At 63.2% G+C, this 15,596-nt stretch carries 15 protein-coding genes; 8 read left to right on the top strand and 7 right to left on the bottom strand.

Annotated features, from left to right (window positions below; all coding sequences use genetic code 11):
- The first annotated feature begins 50 nt into the window (after positions 1 to 50).
- The gene (ahpC, locus tag G7A66_RS08620) at positions 51 to 632 is read left to right on the top strand and encodes an alkyl hydroperoxide reductase subunit C (RefSeq protein ID WP_408609252.1); all 582 of its coding nucleotides are present in this window, start codon (positions 51 to 53) and stop codon (positions 630 to 632) included.
- Between the two features lie 144 nt (positions 633 to 776).
- Positions 777 to 2,366, top strand: a complete 1,590-nt coding sequence (gene ahpF / locus G7A66_RS08615) for an alkyl hydroperoxide reductase subunit F (protein WP_174295281.1) — start codon at positions 777 to 779, stop codon at positions 2,364 to 2,366.
- Between the two features lie 30 nt (positions 2,367 to 2,396).
- Here ahpF and G7A66_RS08610 read toward each other — a convergent pair whose 3' ends face one another.
- The 3 genes from G7A66_RS08610 to G7A66_RS08600 are packed head-to-tail and all read right to left on the bottom strand — an operon-like array spanning position 2,397 to position 4,895.
- A complete protein-coding gene (locus G7A66_RS08610) occupies positions 2,397 to 2,999 on the bottom strand; it encodes a Smr/MutS family protein (protein ID WP_174295280.1) in 603 nt (200 codons plus the stop codon).
- Entirely contained in the window at positions 2,996 to 4,213 is a 1,218-nt protein-coding gene (gene mltA / locus G7A66_RS08605; protein WP_232366758.1) for a murein transglycosylase A, read from the bottom strand. Before mltA ends, G7A66_RS08610 begins: the two co-directional genes overlap by 4 nt.
- 16 nt (positions 4,214 to 4,229) lie before the next feature.
- On the bottom strand, positions 4,230 to 4,895 hold the full coding sequence (locus G7A66_RS08600; RefSeq protein ID WP_174295279.1) for a Tim44/TimA family putative adaptor protein: 666 nt from the start codon (positions 4,893 to 4,895) through the stop codon (positions 4,230 to 4,232).
- Between the two features lie 302 nt (positions 4,896 to 5,197).
- Between G7A66_RS08600 and secB the strand changes: the two genes are divergently transcribed.
- The 4 genes from secB (at position 5,198) to G7A66_RS08580 (ending at position 9,292) form a co-directional block, all read left to right on the top strand.
- Positions 5,198 to 5,713: a protein-export chaperone SecB gene (gene secB, locus G7A66_RS08595; RefSeq protein ID WP_174295278.1), complete on the top strand. Its 516-nt coding sequence runs from the start codon at positions 5,198 to 5,200 to the stop codon at positions 5,711 to 5,713.
- A gap of 48 nt (positions 5,714 to 5,761) precedes the next feature.
- Complete coding sequence (murJ, locus tag G7A66_RS08590) at positions 5,762 to 7,360, top strand: murein biosynthesis integral membrane protein MurJ (protein WP_174295277.1); 1,599 nt, start codon at positions 5,762 to 5,764, stop codon at positions 7,358 to 7,360.
- 37 nt (positions 7,361 to 7,397) lie between these two features.
- Entirely contained in the window at positions 7,398 to 8,420 is a 1,023-nt protein-coding gene (gene trpS, locus G7A66_RS08585) for a tryptophan--tRNA ligase (RefSeq protein ID WP_174295276.1), read from the top strand.
- 170 nt (positions 8,421 to 8,590) lie between these two features.
- Positions 8,591 to 9,292: a DUF4136 domain-containing protein gene (locus G7A66_RS08580; protein ID WP_232366757.1), complete on the top strand. Its 702-nt coding sequence runs from the start codon at positions 8,591 to 8,593 to the stop codon at positions 9,290 to 9,292.
- Positions 9,293 to 9,358: 66 nt separating this feature from the next.
- Here G7A66_RS08580 and dut read toward each other — a convergent pair whose 3' ends face one another.
- Positions 9,359 to 9,847 carry a dUTP diphosphatase gene (dut, locus tag G7A66_RS08575; protein WP_232366756.1) on the bottom strand — a complete coding sequence of 163 codons (489 nt, stop codon included), beginning with the start codon at positions 9,845 to 9,847 and terminating at the stop codon, positions 9,359 to 9,361.
- The gene (locus tag G7A66_RS08570) at positions 9,828 to 11,579 is read right to left on the bottom strand and encodes a bifunctional phosphopantothenoylcysteine decarboxylase/phosphopantothenate synthase (protein ID WP_174295312.1); all 1,752 of its coding nucleotides are present in this window, start codon (positions 11,577 to 11,579) and stop codon (positions 9,828 to 9,830) included. Before G7A66_RS08570 ends, dut begins: the two co-directional genes overlap by 20 nt.
- Before the next feature lie 206 nt (positions 11,580 to 11,785).
- Here G7A66_RS08570 and G7A66_RS08565 point away from each other — a divergent pair, with 206 nt between their 5' ends.
- Positions 11,786 to 12,244 carry a DUF4345 family protein gene (locus G7A66_RS08565; RefSeq protein WP_232366755.1) on the top strand — a complete coding sequence of 153 codons (459 nt, stop codon included), beginning with the start codon at positions 11,786 to 11,788 and terminating at the stop codon, positions 12,242 to 12,244.
- Here the strand turns inward: G7A66_RS08565 and ubiB are convergent.
- A complete protein-coding gene (gene ubiB / locus G7A66_RS08560; protein ID WP_174295275.1) occupies positions 12,241 to 13,806 on the bottom strand; it encodes a 2-polyprenylphenol 6-hydroxylase in 1,566 nt (521 codons plus the stop codon). The two genes, G7A66_RS08565 and ubiB, sit on opposite strands and share 4 nt — an antisense overlap.
- 5 nt (positions 13,807 to 13,811) lie before the next feature.
- Entirely contained in the window at positions 13,812 to 14,567 is a 756-nt protein-coding gene (locus tag G7A66_RS08555; RefSeq protein WP_174295309.1) for a class I SAM-dependent methyltransferase, read from the bottom strand.
- Positions 14,568 to 14,640: 73 nt separating this feature from the next.
- On the opposite strand from G7A66_RS08555, the gene mutM reads away from it, so the two are divergent.
- Positions 14,641 to 15,453: a bifunctional DNA-formamidopyrimidine glycosylase/DNA-(apurinic or apyrimidinic site) lyase gene (mutM, locus tag G7A66_RS08550; protein ID WP_174295274.1), complete on the top strand. Its 813-nt coding sequence runs from the start codon at positions 14,641 to 14,643 to the stop codon at positions 15,451 to 15,453.
- Positions 15,454 to 15,596: the final 143 nt, after the last annotated feature.

Below are 15,596 nucleotides of genomic sequence, written 5' to 3'. Positions count from 1 at the left end.
TGTCCGATCCCGGGCGGGTCGCAATTTTGGAGATGATATTTATGGCCACCATGATCGGTAAGGAACTGAAACCCTTCGTCGCACAAGCATTCAAGCCCGACAGCAGCGGCGCCGCCGGCAAGGGCGATTTCGTCGAAGTCACCGACGGCGACGTGCGCGGCAATTGGGCCGTCTTCTTCTTCTACCCCGCCGACTTCACCTTCGTATGCCCGACGGAACTGGAAGATCTGGCCGCACAGTACGAAACGCTGAAAGGCATGGGCGTGGAAGTCTATTCCGTATCCACCGACACGCATTTCAGCCACAAGGCATGGCACGAAAGCAGCGAGAAGATCGGCAAGATCCGCTTCCCGATGCTCGGCGACCAGAACCACACCATCGCGAACAATTTTGAAGTCCTGCGCGAAGGCCAGGGCCTTGCCGACCGCGCTACCTTCGTCGTCGACCCCGATGGCGTGATCCAGATTCTGGAAATCACCAGCGAAGGCGTCGGCCGCAATGCCAAGGAACTGGTCCGCAAGATCAAGGCTGCGCAATATGTGCGCGCCAACCCCGGCCAGGTCTGCCCGGCAGCATGGGAAGAAGGCAGCGACACGCTGGCTCCCTCGCTCGACCTCGTGGGCAAGCTCTGATCAGCAGCTGTTGCCCTGACGGGTACATGACAGGGCCCGGGACGGAGACCCCGCCCCGGGCCCAATTTGCCTCTGCAGCCCGCGCGATGCCAGCATATTGGCCGCGCACAGGCTGCGAACAAGAATTCCGACGGAGAATATTTCATGCTCGACGCTGATATGAAGCAACAGCTCAAGACCTATCTGGGCAATCTGCGCGAGCCGATCGAGCTTGTCGCCAGTCTCGGCGACGATGCCAATTCGGTGAAGACTCGCGACCTGCTGAACGAAATCGCGGAACTGCACGAACACGTTTCCGCCAGCTTCGACGGTGAAGACGCGCGCAAGCCCAGCTTCATCATCCGCCGCGCCTCGGATGCCGGGAAGTGGGTCCGCTTCGCAGGCCTGCCGATGGGCCACGAATTCACCTCACTGGTGCTCGCCCTGCTCTGGGCAGGCGGCCATCCGCCCAAGGTCGAGCAGGAAGTACTTGACCAGGTCGCGGAACTCGAAGGCGAATACGATTTCGAGATGTATTTCTCGCTGTCCTGCCACAATTGCCCCGATGTCGTTCAGGCACTGACGCTGATGGCGCTGACCAACAGCAAGATCAACGCGACCCTGATCGAAGGCGGCGCGCATAAGGACGAGGTGGAAGCCCGCAATGTCATGGCGGTTCCGGCCATTTTCCTGAACGGCGAACCTTTCGCGAATGGCAAGATGGGCGTGGAGGAGATTCTCGCCAAGCTGGACGGCAACGCCTCGGCCCGTTCTGCGGCTAAGATGTCCGAGAAGGACGATTTCGAAGTCCTCGTGGTCGGGGGCGGGCCTGCCGGTGCGGCAGCGGCAATCTATACCGCGCGCAAGGGCTTCTCGACCGGGATCGCTGCCGAACGCATGGGCGGGCAGGTGCTCGACACCATGGGGATCGAGAACTTCATCTCCACGCCATATACCGAGGGGCCGAAGCTGGCTGCTCAGCTGGAAGGCCACATCCGCGAATACGATATCGACGTGATGAATTTGCAGAAGGCGGAAAAGCTCATCCCCGCCAGGTCGGCCGGTGGAATGCACGAAGTGGTGCTGGAGAACGGCGCGTCGCTGAAGGCGCGCAGCCTCGTGCTGACGACAGGCGCACGCTGGCGCAATCTGGGCGTGCCCGGCGAATTCGAATACCGCAGCCGCGGTGTCGCGTATTGCCCGCATTGCGACGGCCCCTTGTTCAAAGGCAAGAGCGTAGCCGTGATCGGCGGCGGCAATTCGGGGGTGGAAGCCGCCATCGATCTTGCCAATATCGTCGAGCATGTGACGCTGGTCGAATTTGACAGCAAGCTGCGGGCCGATGAAGTTCTGCAGAAGAAGCTGCGCAGCCTTGGTAATGTCGACATCTTGACCTCCGCCCAGACGACGGAGATCAGGGGCGATGGCGAACGCGTCACCGGCCTCGTCTGGAAGCATCGCGAAACAGGTGAGGAACGCACCGTCGATCTCGCCGGCGTGTTCGTGCAGATCGGGCTTGTTCCCAATACCGAATGGCTGAAGGACAGCGGGATCGAACTGTCGAAGCATGGCGAAATCGTGATCGACGACCGCGCGGCGACCAATCTGCCGGGCATATTCGCGGCGGGCGATGTAACCACCGTCCCCTACAAGCAGATCATCGTCGCGATGGGCGAAGGGTCCAAGGCGGCCTTGTCAGCCTTCGATTACATCATCCGCACCGAACCTGCCGAACAGATCGCCGAAGCAGCTTGATTGGAACAGCAGGGTAAACCCTGATCCCCGTCATCCCCCCCGGCGCAGGATCAGGTAGAGCGCGCCGTCGCCCCCGTGGCGGCGGTGCGCTTTTCTTATGGCGGCGATGCTGCCTGCGTGCGGTCCTGCGGCCAGCCAGTCGAGGATCTTCGCGCGAATGGCACCGCGCTTCATACCCCGGTCGGCCGCGTCGACTGGGCGAGGTTTTCCGGTCACGACCAGAACCAGCCGCGCGCTCATTGACCGCGCCTGACCTATGCCAGTCTCAAGCCGCTCGTAAGCGGAATCGAGGCCATGCCCGTGCAGATCGAGAGTGAAGTCGGGCGAGATACTGCCCGCCTGAAGCTTGCGGTTCCAATGAGAGTCGAGCCCAGTGTCGGGCTTGGGCAGGCGTCGCGCAGTCGGTTCGGCTTGCTGCTGCGGTGGTGACGCGACAGGCCGGGGGACTGGTCGGCTTTGTTTGCGGAAGACCGGCGGCGCCTTGGCTCCCGCCTTCTTGGCCTCACGCGTGGCAGTTTCCGGCTGTGTCTCGATCCGTGCGGGGCGCTTCCGGCCCGGCAGCGGCGCGACGCTCGCGGCCAGATGCGCCCAGGCCGCCTGTTCTTCGGCGCTCAGCCCCCGCGGAGGCCTCATGGCCGGGTCAGGCGGGCAACCGTTTCCTTCGGCAGCAGCAGAAGCGCCTGACCGCGCGCACTCATTCCGCCGGCAATTTCGCGCGCATCGGCACCTGCACCCCAGAAAGTGTCGAAACGATTGGCGCCCTTGATCGCGCCGCCCGTGTCCTGCGCAATCCACAACCCGTTCGCCACAGGCCGATCCAGCATCAGCCAGACAGGCGCACCAAGCGGCACATAGGCGGGATCGGCAGCAACGCTCGATTCGCGCCTGACCGGCACCTCCAGCGCGCCGAGCGGTCCGTCTCCCTTCAACTCGCGGAAGAATATCCAGCTCTTGTTGAGGCGCATCATCGCGCGCCCTTCTTCAGGATTTTCGCGCAGATACTGTACGATGCCCTGCATGCTTCCGGCATATTGCCCGGGACCGTCTCCCAGCAGGCCGCGTTCACGCATGATCGAACCGAGTCCCGCATATTCCCGGCCATTCTGCGCGGCATAGCCAATGCGCATCACGTCGCCATCCGGCAAGCGAAGGCGACCGGAGCCCTGTATCTGCAGGAAAAAGAATTCGATCGGGTCAGCAACCCAGGCGATTTCGAGACCGCGCCCGGCCAGCGCGCCTTCCTCGATCGCTGCGCGTTCGAAATAGGGCACGAAGTTGCCGAATTCATCATAACGGCCAAGCGGCGGACGGCCTGTTTTCTCAGCTTCCGGATAATCGGCAGGCCATGCGCGAATCAGCTCGGGCGGCGTCCGATAGACCGGCACGTCATAGCCGGGTCGCCGTTCGCGGCTGCCGAGGATCTCGGGCTCGAAATAGCCGGTCGCGAAGGCTGTGCCGTCGCCAACGCGGGCCGTGTCGAAATAGGTCTCAAAGAACCGCGGCGCATCTGCTGCCGGCCAATTCAGGGCGGCGGCACAAGCAGCCTGCCAGTCCAACCGTTCGGTCAGCCCGCTGCCGTCGTTCCGTATCAGCAGTTTGGGACAGGATTCGCCAAAGGAACGAAGGCCTGTGGCGGCATCCTGCGCCGTCATGCCAAGCTGGGCTACGGCAGGGCCGCGAACCACGCTGGCTGCAGCGGGAAGCGGAACCTGCACATCGGGGGGCGCAACGGGAGCGGGGGGCGCAACCTCTGGTGCAGCTCCTGCTGGCACCATGCGAAAGCACCCCGCCAGCAACAGCAGCATGACACCCGAAAGGAAGGTCCGGAAAGCCGGCATGCGCATCATGCTAATCGTCTCAGGCTCAGCCTTCGTCGGTTTCGTCGAGTATCCAGTCAGGCGCGGCGGCATCGACATTGCGCATGAAGGTCCACACATCGCGTGTCTCGATGGCGTCATCCATCGACCCGGCAATGACAGTGCCTTCCTTGTCGCGCGTGACCGCGGCAATATCGGCCACGAAGCGCACGGCAATGCGCGCCATCCGGCCATCCAGTTCGGCCGAATCAATCTTCGCTTCCTCGATCCGGACGAGGCGGTTGTCCATCACTTCACCCGCCCGGTCACGCGCGTCGATGGCGCTTGCGAAGCTGTCGTAAACATCATCGTCGCACAGTTCGCGCAAAGTGGGCTTGTCGCCTTTCCAGAATGCCTCGAGGACCATGGCGTAAGCGCCTTTTGCCCCTTCGAGGAAGCCGGTGATGTCGAAATTGCGATCAGCAGCGGCGATGTTGCGGACGCCGGTTTCCACTGCCGGCATCACGCCTTCGAGTTCGGGCGCACGCACCGGCTGCGGGCGGGCCTGCACGATCGTACGGTCGGCAGGCGGCACGTCGGATCGAACTCGTTTCGCTTCTTCGAGGCGCGTGGGAACATGCTCTTCCTCTTCCGCGCGGCGGCCGAGCACCGAATAGAGCCGCAGGCCCAGAAAGGCCGCGATCATGGCGAGAATGACGATCTGTAAAATCACTTCGTACCTGCTTTCCACCGGTGTCCGCGCACCGGCACTTTCCTGCCGAACTTCCCATTTATCCGCGCTTGTCTGGCGAACCTGCCCTAAATAGGGACTGAATTCAATCGAACAACGCGCCGAGTGCAGTGGGGAAGCCAATTCGTGCTTCATTCGGGCCAACCCGGCATTTCAGCAAGCTGGCCGCATTGCAGCGCCGCCTGCACGGTGCTAGGCGCGCCGGCAATCGTGCCGCCCTGAAGGCGGCCTCTCCGCCGCCGGCAACGGTGCGCGATGGTTCGAGAAAACGGAAAGATCGTAACATGGCAGAAGAAAACGACGTGCTCGCCGACCTTGGCATGGACCAGGCAAACGGAGCGGACAACCAGCCGGTGGCCGGAATGGTGTCGCAATATGTGAAGGATCTTTCGGTCGAGAGCCCCAACGCTCCTGCATCCTACCAGTGGCGCGACCAGCCCGCCATAGACCTGCAGTTCAACATCGGCGCCAATCAGGTGAACGAGGAAATGCACGAGGTCGAGCTGAAGGTGAACGTCACTGCCAAGGGCGAAAACGGCAATTTCTACCTTGTCGAACTGTCCTATTGCGGCCTCGTCGGCATGCGCAATCTGCCCGAAGATCAGGCGCATGCCTTCCTTTATGCCGAAGCGCCGCGCATCCTGTTTCCCTTCGCCCGCCGGGTGATCGCCGATGCTACTCGCGATGCGGGCTTCCAGCCGCTGATGCTCGAGCCGATCGACTTCAACGGACTCTACATCCAGCAGCTTCAGCAGAAGCGCAGCCAGGAAGCAGCCGGCGGCCCCGAAGCGTTCAACTAAGCTTCTTCCGGCCTTCTTCGCCGGTTAGATCAATCTGGAATAGCGCCGATGAGCCTGGTCAAGAATGTCGGCACGATCGGGGGGCTGACCGCGCTCAGCCGCGTGTTCGGCTTTCTGCGCGATATGCTGCTTGCGCGGGCGCTCGGCGCTGGCGCTGCTGCCGATGCATGGCAAATTGCCTTCATCCTTCCCAATACATTCCGCCGTCTCTTTGCCGAGGGGGCGTTCTCCGTCGCCTTCGTCCCCATGTACAGTCGCGCGCTGCACGGGGACGAAGGTGGCGAGGAAGCGGCTCAGAAGTTCACCAACGATGTGCTGGCCGTGTTCATCTGGGTGCTGCTGGGCTTCACCGCAGTGGCGATGGTGGCCATGCCGGGGCTCGTCTGGTTGCTGGCGCGCGACTTTCAGGAAGTACCGGGCAAGTTCGAACTGTCCGTGACATTGTCGCGGATCACCTTTCCTTACCTGGCGCTGGTCAGCCTGGTGGCGATGATCTCGGGCGTGCTGAACGCCCGCTCACGATTCGCGCCGGGAGCTTTCGTACCCGTGTTGCTGAACATAGTCCTGATCGCCGCCATCGGGATCGGTTACTGGCTGCGTTCCGGAACCGAAGACCTTGCCATTACAGCCTATGCTCTGGCATTCGGCCTGTTCGTCGCGGGCGTGGCGCAGCTTGCCTACATGATCTGGGCAACGCGGCGCGCCGGGGTGAAGCTGGTGATGCGGCGCCCGAAACTCTCGCCGGAAGTGAAGCGCCTTTCCTACCTTATCCTGCCAGCCACCTTTGGTGCTGGCATCTACCAGATCAGCCAGTTCGTCGATACCTTCTTCGCCACCAGCCTGCCGCAAGGGTCGCTGACCCTGCTCAAATTCGCCGACCGGTTGAACCAGATGCCGCTCGGCATTATCGGCATCGCGCTCGGCACCGCCATCCTGCCGATGCTGGCGCGGCACATCCAGACCGGCGACAATCGCGAGGCGCAGCGCCTGCAATCGAACGCGGTAGAGATGGCTCTGCTACTGACGCTTCCCGGCGCGATGGCTCTGGCCGTCTGTGCCGAAGCCTTCACGACCGCCATCTTCCTGCAAGGCCAGATGGAGCCGGCGGACGTCGCCATCATGGCGAACATCACCGTCGCGCTCGTCATCGGTTTGCCGAGCTACGTTCTGGTCAAGGTGTTCCAGCCGGCCTTCTTCAGCCGTGAGGATACGAAGACCCCGGTGTGGATCGCGGCCGCGGCCCTCGCCGTGAACATCGCGATCAATTTCTATGTCGTTCCGCGCTACGGCATCGTCGGCCTTGCCGGAGCGACTGCATTCACCGCCACGCTGAACGTAGCGACGCTCTATCTCATCCTGCAGATGCGCGGCTGGTTCCACTGGAGCTGGAAGCTGAGCAGCCGCATCCTGCGCCAGCTGGTCGCCACCGCCGCGATGGGGGCTGTCCTGTGGCTGATGATGGGCGTGCTCGCCCCCTATTTCGGTGGCAGCGTGCTCGAACGCGTCCTGTCCTTGTCGGCGCTGATCCTGTCAGGCCTGATTGTCTTTTTCGGAACGGCTTTCGCTATTGGCGCTATCGACAAGGACCTTCTTGCCCAGCTACGTCGCCACAAGAAGAAGGCAGGCGACACCCCGATCAGCGAGTGATCGGGCTACGCTCTCACATATCAGACTGAGGAATCCAATGCGCGTCGTTTCCGGCATCCAGCCCACGGGCAATCTGCATCTCGGCAATTATCTGGGTGCAATCCGCAACTGGGTCCGAATGCAGGACGAAATTGCGGATGATGGGCAGTGCTTGTTCTTCCTGGCCGATCTGCACGCGATTTCGATGCCGCACGACCCCGCCACCTTGCGGATCGGTACGCGGGAGATGGCGGCCGCCCTCGTCGCTTGCGGGATCGATCCGGTGCGTTCCATCCTGTTCAACCAGGCACAGGTGCCGCAGCATGCGGAACTGCAATGGCTGCTGACCGGCACGGCCCGTATGGGCTGGCTGAACCGCATGACGCAGTTCAAGGACAAGTCGGGCAAGAACCGCGAAGGCGCCAGCGTCGCGCTGTTCACCTATCCTGTCCTGCAGGCGGCCGACGTGCTGCTGTACCAGGCAACGCATGTTCCGGTGGGCGACGACCAGAAACAGCATCTGGAATTGGCGCGCGACATAGCGCAGAAGTTCAACAATGATTTCGCGCCCGAGGGGGATGGAAGTGCCGTCTTTACTCTGCCCGAACCGATCGTCCCGCCCGAAGCCGCCCGCATCATGAGCCTGCGTGACGGTAACGCCAAGATGAGCAAGTCCGACCCTTCCGAAATGGCACGGATCGATCTGACCGATGACGGCGACACCATCACCCGCAAGATCAAGAAGGCCCGCACAGACGCCGAACCCCTGCCCTCCGAAATGGCCGGGCTGGAGGACCGCGCCGAGGCCCGCAACCTTGTGACGATCTACGCCGCCCTTGCCGGGTGCGAGCCATCAGAGGTGCTGCGTCAGTTCGGCGGACAGGGCTTTGGCACCTTCAAGCCCGCGCTTGCGGAAGTCATGGTGGAGCACCTTGTCCCGATCAACGCCCGTTTCCGCGAATTGATCGGCGATGGCGAGGCGCTCGATGCCATTCTGGCGCGCGGTGCTGCGCGTGCACGTGAGCTGGCGCAGCCTACGCTGGCCGCGACCTATTCAGCACTCGGGCTCGTGCGCGGCTGACCTCGCCAGGGGAACCCATAAGGTGTCGCAGCGTTTCTGGCATGGTACTTGCTCTTAACAAAGCGCAAGCTCTATATTCAAATTGGGTTCACGGTTCGTCTCATAGAAGAACCGCTACGGCGCTGTCCTGACCCGAAACAGGGATGGCTCCTGTTCATAGGGGATATTCCATGACGACCACATCCAACAACAATGCGCTCCGATGGGGTCGCCGCCTGAAACTGGCAGCAGCACCGTTGATGCTGGCCGGGCTTGCTGCTTGCGCCACTCCGTTCAACGCCGATGTCTCGCGTTTCCGCACGCAGCTTCCGGCACCCACCGGCACGACCTTTGCCGTTGTTCCCGACGATGCCGAGATGCAGGGCGGGCTCGAATTTGCGCTCTATGCCGATTATGTCGAGGCTGAAATGCAGCGGCTTGGCTATACGGAAGCCGATCCCGCAAATGCTGATCTGCTGGTCCGTTTCGATTACGGTGTCAGCAACGGGCGTGAACGCATCCGGTCGACCGGTTTCGCCGATCCGTTCTATTCGCCCTGGTACCGCTACGGCCGGGTGTCGCCCTTCTACAGGTCGCGCCTTGGCTATTACGGCCGCAGTTGGGGCTACGGCTTTTACGATCCGTTCTTCAGCCAGCCGGATATTCGCAGCTACACCGTCTACACCAGCGGCATCGATTTGAAGATTGACCGACGTGTCGATGGCCAACGCCTGTTCGAAGGCGAGGCCGAGGCCGTGTCGACATCGAACCGGCTGCAATATCTGGTGCCGAACCTGGTGGACGCGATGTTCACCGACTTTCCGGGGCAGTCGGGCGAGACGGTGCGCATCTCCATCGCGCCTGAAGAAAAGAAGGTTCGCCGCATCGACTGACAGCGGATCGCAACAGGATCACCAAGGAAGGCGGGCCCGGCAACGGGTCCGCCTTTTTGCTAAGCGTTAGGAGCTGGCCTGATCGCGCAACGCATCGCTGCCGCCGGTCGAGCCGAAGCCCCGCTCACCCCGGTCGGTTTCATCCAGTGCGTCGACCTCATGCCACGCGCCCTGCGTTACCGGGGCTACGACCAGCTGCGCGATACGATCACCGCGCATGATTTTGAAGTCCTCGTCACCGTGATTGATCAGAATGATCTTCAACTCGCCCCGGTAGTCGGAATCGATAGTTCCCGGACTGTTCGGCACCGTAATGCCGTGCTTCAACGCCAGGCCTGACCTTGGCCGCACCTGTATCTCGTAGCCATGCGGGATCGCCAAGCGCAACCCGGTTGCCACCGCATGGCGCTGCCTGACGCCCAGCACGATATCTTCGGCCGACACGACGTCCATGCCGGCAGCACCCGCCGTGGCATAGGCGGGCAGCGGCAATCCCCCGGCATGAGGCAGACGCACGAGCTTGATGGAAACCGGGTCAGGCATCGTAATCGCCATGCGATTCGCGGTTCTTGAGCCAGTCGGCCATCCGCTCGACCAGTTCGAAAGCGACGTCTTCCTTTGGCATTTCGTCAAGGCTTTCCACCCCGTGTTCGGTCACGATATGCACTGCGTTCATCGCCCCGCCCATCACGCTCTCGCCCACCGCACCGGACACGTCATTGGCAATGATCCAGTCCGCGCCCTTGCGCTTGCGCTTGGCGACGGCGTTTTCGAGCACGTCCTGCGTTTCGGCGGCAAAGCCGACCAGCAGCGGCGGCTTGTTCGCACTGCCAGCTACGCTGGAAAGAATGTCGGGATTTTCCGTCAGCATGATCGCCGGAGGCGCAGAACCGCGCTTCTTCATCTTCTGCTCGGCCACATCGCGGCTGCGCCAATCGGCCACCGCTGCCACCATCACGGCGATTTCGGCGGGAAGCGACGCCTTCACCGCATCGGCCATGTCGCGAGCCGACTCCACGTCGATCCTGTCCACTCCGTGCGGCGTGGGCAAGGCCACCGGGCCTGCGACAAGCGTTACCCGTGCGCCCGCATCGGCAGCCGCGGCGGCGATCGCGAAACCCTGCCGACCGCTAGACCGATTGGCGATATAGCGTACCGGATCGATAGCCTCCCAGGTCGGCCCGGCGGTGACCAGTACATGCCGGCCATAAAGCGGGCGGTGCTCGGGATCGGTTTCGAACGCCGGTTGGCCGTCCAGCGGATCAGCTTGCGTCGCGGGCGACAGAGCAGCCGTGACCGCCGCATCCATGGACATGTTCAGGGGCTGCGGCCGCGCCTGCCCCGCTCCTGTCGACACGCTGTGATTGATCGCATCGGGGTCGGTCGGCGGTGCCGATCGTGCCGCGCCCTTCCCCGCCAGCAGAGGCCCGGTAAGGTCCGGTTCCGGAAGTTCGACTTGATCATGCTCCTCAGGCCCGGGCCAATGGTCCTCGTCCGCCTGTTCATGATCGTCGGGATAATCGTCATCTTCGCGCTCGGCGAGGCGGCGCGGTGTCTTGCGGGCGATCAGCGATGACAGCAATCCGCCGAGCCCCCCGCTGCGGGTTTCTGTCTCGGCTTCCGGCTCCAGCGCCTCGCTCGCGAGGTCGTCCGTCGTCAAGAAAGCCTTCCTGTCGGCGGGAACCGGCACTTCGGCGACAGCAGGTGCCTGTTCTTCCGTTTCCAGCCCGAACATGGCAGCGATCTCTGCCCACACCGCCGCCGGTTCCGGCAGGCGTCCGGGGCCGAACTCGCCGCAGGCCATGGCGCCGATGTCCGGCTCCACGACGTGCACGCCCGCCTGCCGCAGCCACGCGACATTGCGCTGCGTTGCCTCGTGGTTCCACATCCGCACATTCATCGCGGGCACGGCCATGACCGGCTTGTCGGTGGCGAGGATCAGGGTAGTCGCGAGATCGTCGGCAATGCCTGCCGTCATCTTGGCCAGCATATTGGCCGTGGCAGGGCATACGACGACGAGATCGGCCTGGCGGCTGAGCTGGATGTGGCCCATCTCGACCTCGTCCTTCAGATCCCACAAGGTGGTATGAACCGGATTTTCGCTGAGCGCGGCCAGCGCCATCGGCGTGACGAACTGGCTGCCGCCCTCGGTCAGCACGCAGGTCACGTTGCCGCGCACCGTGCCGCCGGCGCTTTCCGCACCCTTGCGGATCAGGCGCACCAATTCGCAGGACTTATAGGCGGCGATGCCTCCACCTACGACCAGCAGGATACGCAGCTCGTCCATCATTGCGATCCTTTGGAGCAAAGGGCGGAAATCTGGCAGGCAGGCCGGTTCGTCAGGCAAGATACGATCAACCTCATGTCCCCCCTTCCCGAACCGCAGAATTCGCGCCCCCGCACGGCGCGCCCTGCTCATTACCCAATCTCGATGCCAGAATACCTAGCGTTTCCCCCTACCCCTTGCCAAGCGCTGGTTAATTTTTGCTTCCCATGCGCGCATCGGGCATGAAGGCGCTTCTGCTTCTGGAGACTTCGATGCGCCTTATACTCACTGCCCTGCTGTTCGTCGCCGGCCTGTTCTTCGTGTTCCTCGGCATCGGTTTCCTGCTCACGCCCGCCAGTTCGGCGGAGGATTTCGGGCTTGCGACCTCAGGTGTCGAAGGGCTGGCTACGATCCGCGCCGACATGACGGCCTTCTTCATCGTTGCGGGCGCGTGCATGATCTGGGGCGCATGGCGGCGCAAGGGCGATCCCCTGCTGATATCGGCGGCTTTGTTCGCCATCGCCTTCGTCGGCCGGGCGATCAATGCCATTGCGGTCGAGCCCTATGATGGCTTCTGGGCACCGATGCTAGTTGAAGCACTGGCCGTGGCGCTGTGTCTTGCAGCCTATCGCATGCTGCCGCATCAGGCTTTCGCCGGCGGGTTGAACCGCCAGCTTGGCCGCTAAAATGTGATGCCCAGCACGGCGGCCAGGGCTACAGCCCCGCCGCCGATTGCTGCGGCGACGGCATAACCGAACCAATTGCTACCGGAACCTGCGTCTCTACGCCGCCGCTCCCAAACCAGTTCGACGTCGGGCAATGGCGGCTGTTCGGGCGCGCCGCCGCGTGGTGGGAAGCGTTCCTCCACCCGCCGCACGAGATCCGGAAGGCCGAGCAGGGTGGTGACATCGGCGCGGATGCGCTGAGCCAGTGCGGCTTCCGGCCCCAGTTCGTCGCGGATCCATTCGCGAACGAAGGGCGCGGATACGTCCCACATGTTGATCTCGGGATCGAGCTGGGTTGCGATGCCTTCGACCATCACCATCGTCTTCTGCAGCAGCAGCAAATGCGGCTGGGTCTGCATGTCGAAATCGCGGGTGATGGCGAACAATCCGTCCAGCATCTGCCCGACGCTGAGTTCGCTGACCGGCTTGCCGCGCATGGGCTCGCCCACGGCGCGCAATGCCGTCGCGAATTCATCGACCGAGTGGTAGCTCGGCACATACTGCGCCTCGAAATGGATTTCCGCTACCCGGCGATAATCGCCTGTGGTCAGGCCATAGAGGATCTCCGCCAGCCACTGCCGCGCGCGCCGGTCGATCCGGCCCATGATGCCGAAATCGATGGCGACGATCGTACCGTCGCCGCGCACGAACAGATTGCCCTGGTGCATGTCGGCGTGAAAGTAACCGGCGCTGATGGCCTGGGCCAGAAAGGCCAGCACCAGCCGCCGGGCAAGGTCGGGCAGATCGTGTCCGGCTGCAATCAGCGCATCGCGATTGGCGATCTTGATGCCATCCACCCATTCCAGGGTCAGGACCCTGCCGTTGGTACGGTCCCAATCGATCTGCGGCACCTTGTATCCGGCCACCGCATGCATCGATTCCGCCAATTCGCTGGCCGATGCAGCCTCGCGCCGCAGGTCGAGTTCGCGATGGGTCCAGCGCTTGAAATTGGCGATGGTGAGCGCCGGACGCAGCCGCGCGGCTTCCCCGCCCAATCCTTCCAGATGCGCCGCCGCCCATTCATAGGTCACGATGTCGCGGGCGAATTGTTCGCGTATGCCGGGCCTCAGCACCTTGACCGCAACATCGCGCCCGTCTGTCGTCACCGCGCGATGCACCTGAGCGATGCTGGCCGCACCCACCGGCACGGGATCGATGGAACTGAAAAGAGCCTCCAGCGGCGCGTCGAAGCTCGCCTCGATCGCCATGCGGATCTGTTCGAAGGCGACCGGCGGCAAGCTGTCCTGCAGGCTGAGCAGATTATGCGCCGCTTCCTCGCCGACGATATCGGGCCTCGTCGCCAGCGTCTGGCCCAGTTTGATCGCGGCGGGACCGATGGCGCGGAAAGCCCCGGCATAGTCCGGCCGCCGCGGCTGGCGCGTGCCGAAGCGGGCGATGCGGGTCAGCCGGCGGACCTGCGGTGGCGTGTTCGGGTCGGCCTCGATACCGCGCAGGGCGCCGTGGCGTGCCAGGGTGCGGCCCCAACTCAGCAGGCGCCAGATATGTGTTGCGGTTCTTGCCACCTAATTCAGGTCTTCCAGCCGGAATGAATGGCGACCAACCCGCCCATGATCGGTTCGACCCGTGTCCGCACGAACCCTGCATCCCGGATCATCTGCTCGAACTGCGGCATGGTCGGAAAGCGGCGGATCGACTCGACGAGATAACGATAGCTTTCGGCATCGCCCGCTATGACCTTGCCGATGCGCGGCACAAGCTGGTGCGAATAGAGATCGTAGGCTTCCTTGAAGCCCGGCCATTCGGTGGTCGAGAACTCGAGGCAGAAGAACCGCCCGCCGAACTTCAGCACCCGATGCGCTTCGGCAAGGGCGCTATCGATCCGCGTCACGTTCCTGATGCCGAAGGCGATAGTATACGCATCGAAGCTGCGCGACGCGAAGGACAGTTCCTCGGCATTCTGACGCGACCACACCAGCGAATCCATGCCTCCGCCAGATGCCTTCCGCGCCGCTCGCTCCATGCCGACATCCAGCATTTCCTGGTTGATGTCGGATACGGTCACATCGGCGCCGCGCGCCGCCATGCGGAAGGCGATGTCGCCCGTGCCGCCCGCCATGTCGAGAATCGCCTCGCCCGGCTGCGGTTTCACCCGGCGCACGAAGCGGTCCTTCCACAGCCGGTGCATGCCGCCCGACATGGCATCGTTCATGATGTCGTATTTTGCCGCCACTCCGGAAAATACCGCACCGACGCGCCGCGTCTTCTCCGCCGGATCGACATCTTCGTATCCGAAGGAAACGCGGCTGTTCTCTTCACCGTTCATGGCCGTGCCATAGGGACAATTGTGCGAGGCGCAAAGGGTGTTAAAGGCGTGGCCGAAACCCGCAAAGGCCACCATGCCCGAACTTCCCGAAGTCGAAACCACCGTGCGCGGGCTCGCCCGCTATCTGGAAGGCGAACGCCTCACCCGCGTCGTCGTCAATCGGCCAGATCTGCGCCGGCCCTTTCCCGCCGACCTGATGCAGGCGATGACCGGCGCGGTGGTCACCGGCCTCGATCGGCGCGCGAAATACGGGCTGCTGCATACCGATCGCGGTCGCACGCTGATCTTCCATCTGGGCATGAGCGGGCGCTGGCGGATCGACCCCGAACGTCCCGATAGGCACGATCATCTGGTGCTGCATACAGATGACCACATTTTCGCGCTCAACGATGCGCGGCGATTCGGTTCGGTCGATCTGGTGGACCGCGCGATTCTGGATGCCTGGCCACCGTTCGCTGCGATGGGTCCCGAACCGCTGGGCGAGTTGCTTACGCCCGGCCACCTGCACGCAGCAACGCGAGGGCGCAAGACGGCGATCAAGGGCGTGCTCCTGGATCAGCGGATCGTGGCGGGGCTCGGCAATATCTATGTGTGCGAGGCGTTGTTTCGCAGCGGCATCAGTCCGCGCAGGCAGGCGGGGAAAGTCAGCCGCGCGGCCTTCGCAAGGCTGGTGCCGGCCATCCGGGACGTGCTGCATCAGTCGATAGCGGACGGCGGTTCAACTTTGCGCGACTATGCCCGTCCCGATGGACAGCTCGGCTATTTCGCTACCCGCTTCGACGTTTACGGCCGCGAGGGCGAACCCTGCCACCGTTGCGAGGGCACTATCAGACGAATCGTTCAGGGCGGCCGTAGCAGTTGGTTCTGCCCTCAATGTCAGAAGTAGCTGTGTCCGATCACGGCGGCACGCAAGCCATAGCGCGCCTTGAAAGCGGGCGCTCTGCCCCCATCTTGTGTTGACGATTCGCGATGCTGGCGTTAAGGGCCGCGCTTTCCGGCGGATAATCGCCGAATTTCTGACACTCACGG

The sequence above is a fragment of the Alteripontixanthobacter muriae genome, from assembly GCF_013336795.1.
In the GTDB taxonomy this organism is placed as follows: Bacteria; Pseudomonadota; Alphaproteobacteria; order Sphingomonadales; family Sphingomonadaceae; genus Pseudopontixanthobacter; species Pseudopontixanthobacter muriae.
The sequence above is the reverse complement of the archived record's forward strand: the minus strand, read 5'-3'. Positions and strand labels throughout refer to the sequence as shown.

Bases quoted from the DNA above. Each gene is read 5' to 3' on its own strand.
- G7A66_RS08610 (WP_174295280.1), bottom strand. From the start codon at position 2,999: ATGAGGCCTCCGCGGGGGCTGAGCGCCGAAGAACAGGCGGCCTGGGCG.
- G7A66_RS08570 (WP_174295312.1), bottom strand. From the start codon at position 11,579: ATGGACGAGCTGCGTATCCTGCTGGTCGTAGGTGGAGGCATCGCCGCC.
- mltA (WP_232366758.1), bottom strand. From the start codon at position 4,213: ATGATGCGCATGCCGGCTTTCCGGACCTTCCTTTCGGGTGTCATGCTG.
- trpS (WP_174295276.1), top strand. From the start codon at position 7,398: ATGCGCGTCGTTTCCGGCATCCAGCCCACGGGCAATCTGCATCTCGGC.
- secB (WP_174295278.1), top strand. From the start codon at position 5,198: ATGGCAGAAGAAAACGACGTGCTCGCCGACCTTGGCATGGACCAGGCA.
- ahpF (WP_174295281.1), top strand. From the start codon at position 777: ATGCTCGACGCTGATATGAAGCAACAGCTCAAGACCTATCTGGGCAAT.
- mutM (WP_174295274.1), top strand. From the start codon at position 14,641: ATGCCCGAACTTCCCGAAGTCGAAACCACCGTGCGCGGGCTCGCCCGC.
- murJ (WP_174295277.1), top strand. From the start codon at position 5,762: ATGAGCCTGGTCAAGAATGTCGGCACGATCGGGGGGCTGACCGCGCTC.
- G7A66_RS08555 (WP_174295309.1), bottom strand. From the start codon at position 14,567: ATGAACGGTGAAGAGAACAGCCGCGTTTCCTTCGGATACGAAGATGTC.
- dut (WP_232366756.1), bottom strand. From the start codon at position 9,847: ATGGCGATTACGATGCCTGACCCGGTTTCCATCAAGCTCGTGCGTCTG.
- ahpC (WP_408609252.1), top strand. From the start codon at position 51: ATGATCGGTAAGGAACTGAAACCCTTCGTCGCACAAGCATTCAAGCCC.
- G7A66_RS08580 (WP_232366757.1), top strand. From the start codon at position 8,591: ATGACGACCACATCCAACAACAATGCGCTCCGATGGGGTCGCCGCCTG.
- G7A66_RS08565 (WP_232366755.1), top strand. From the start codon at position 11,786: ATGCGCGCATCGGGCATGAAGGCGCTTCTGCTTCTGGAGACTTCGATG.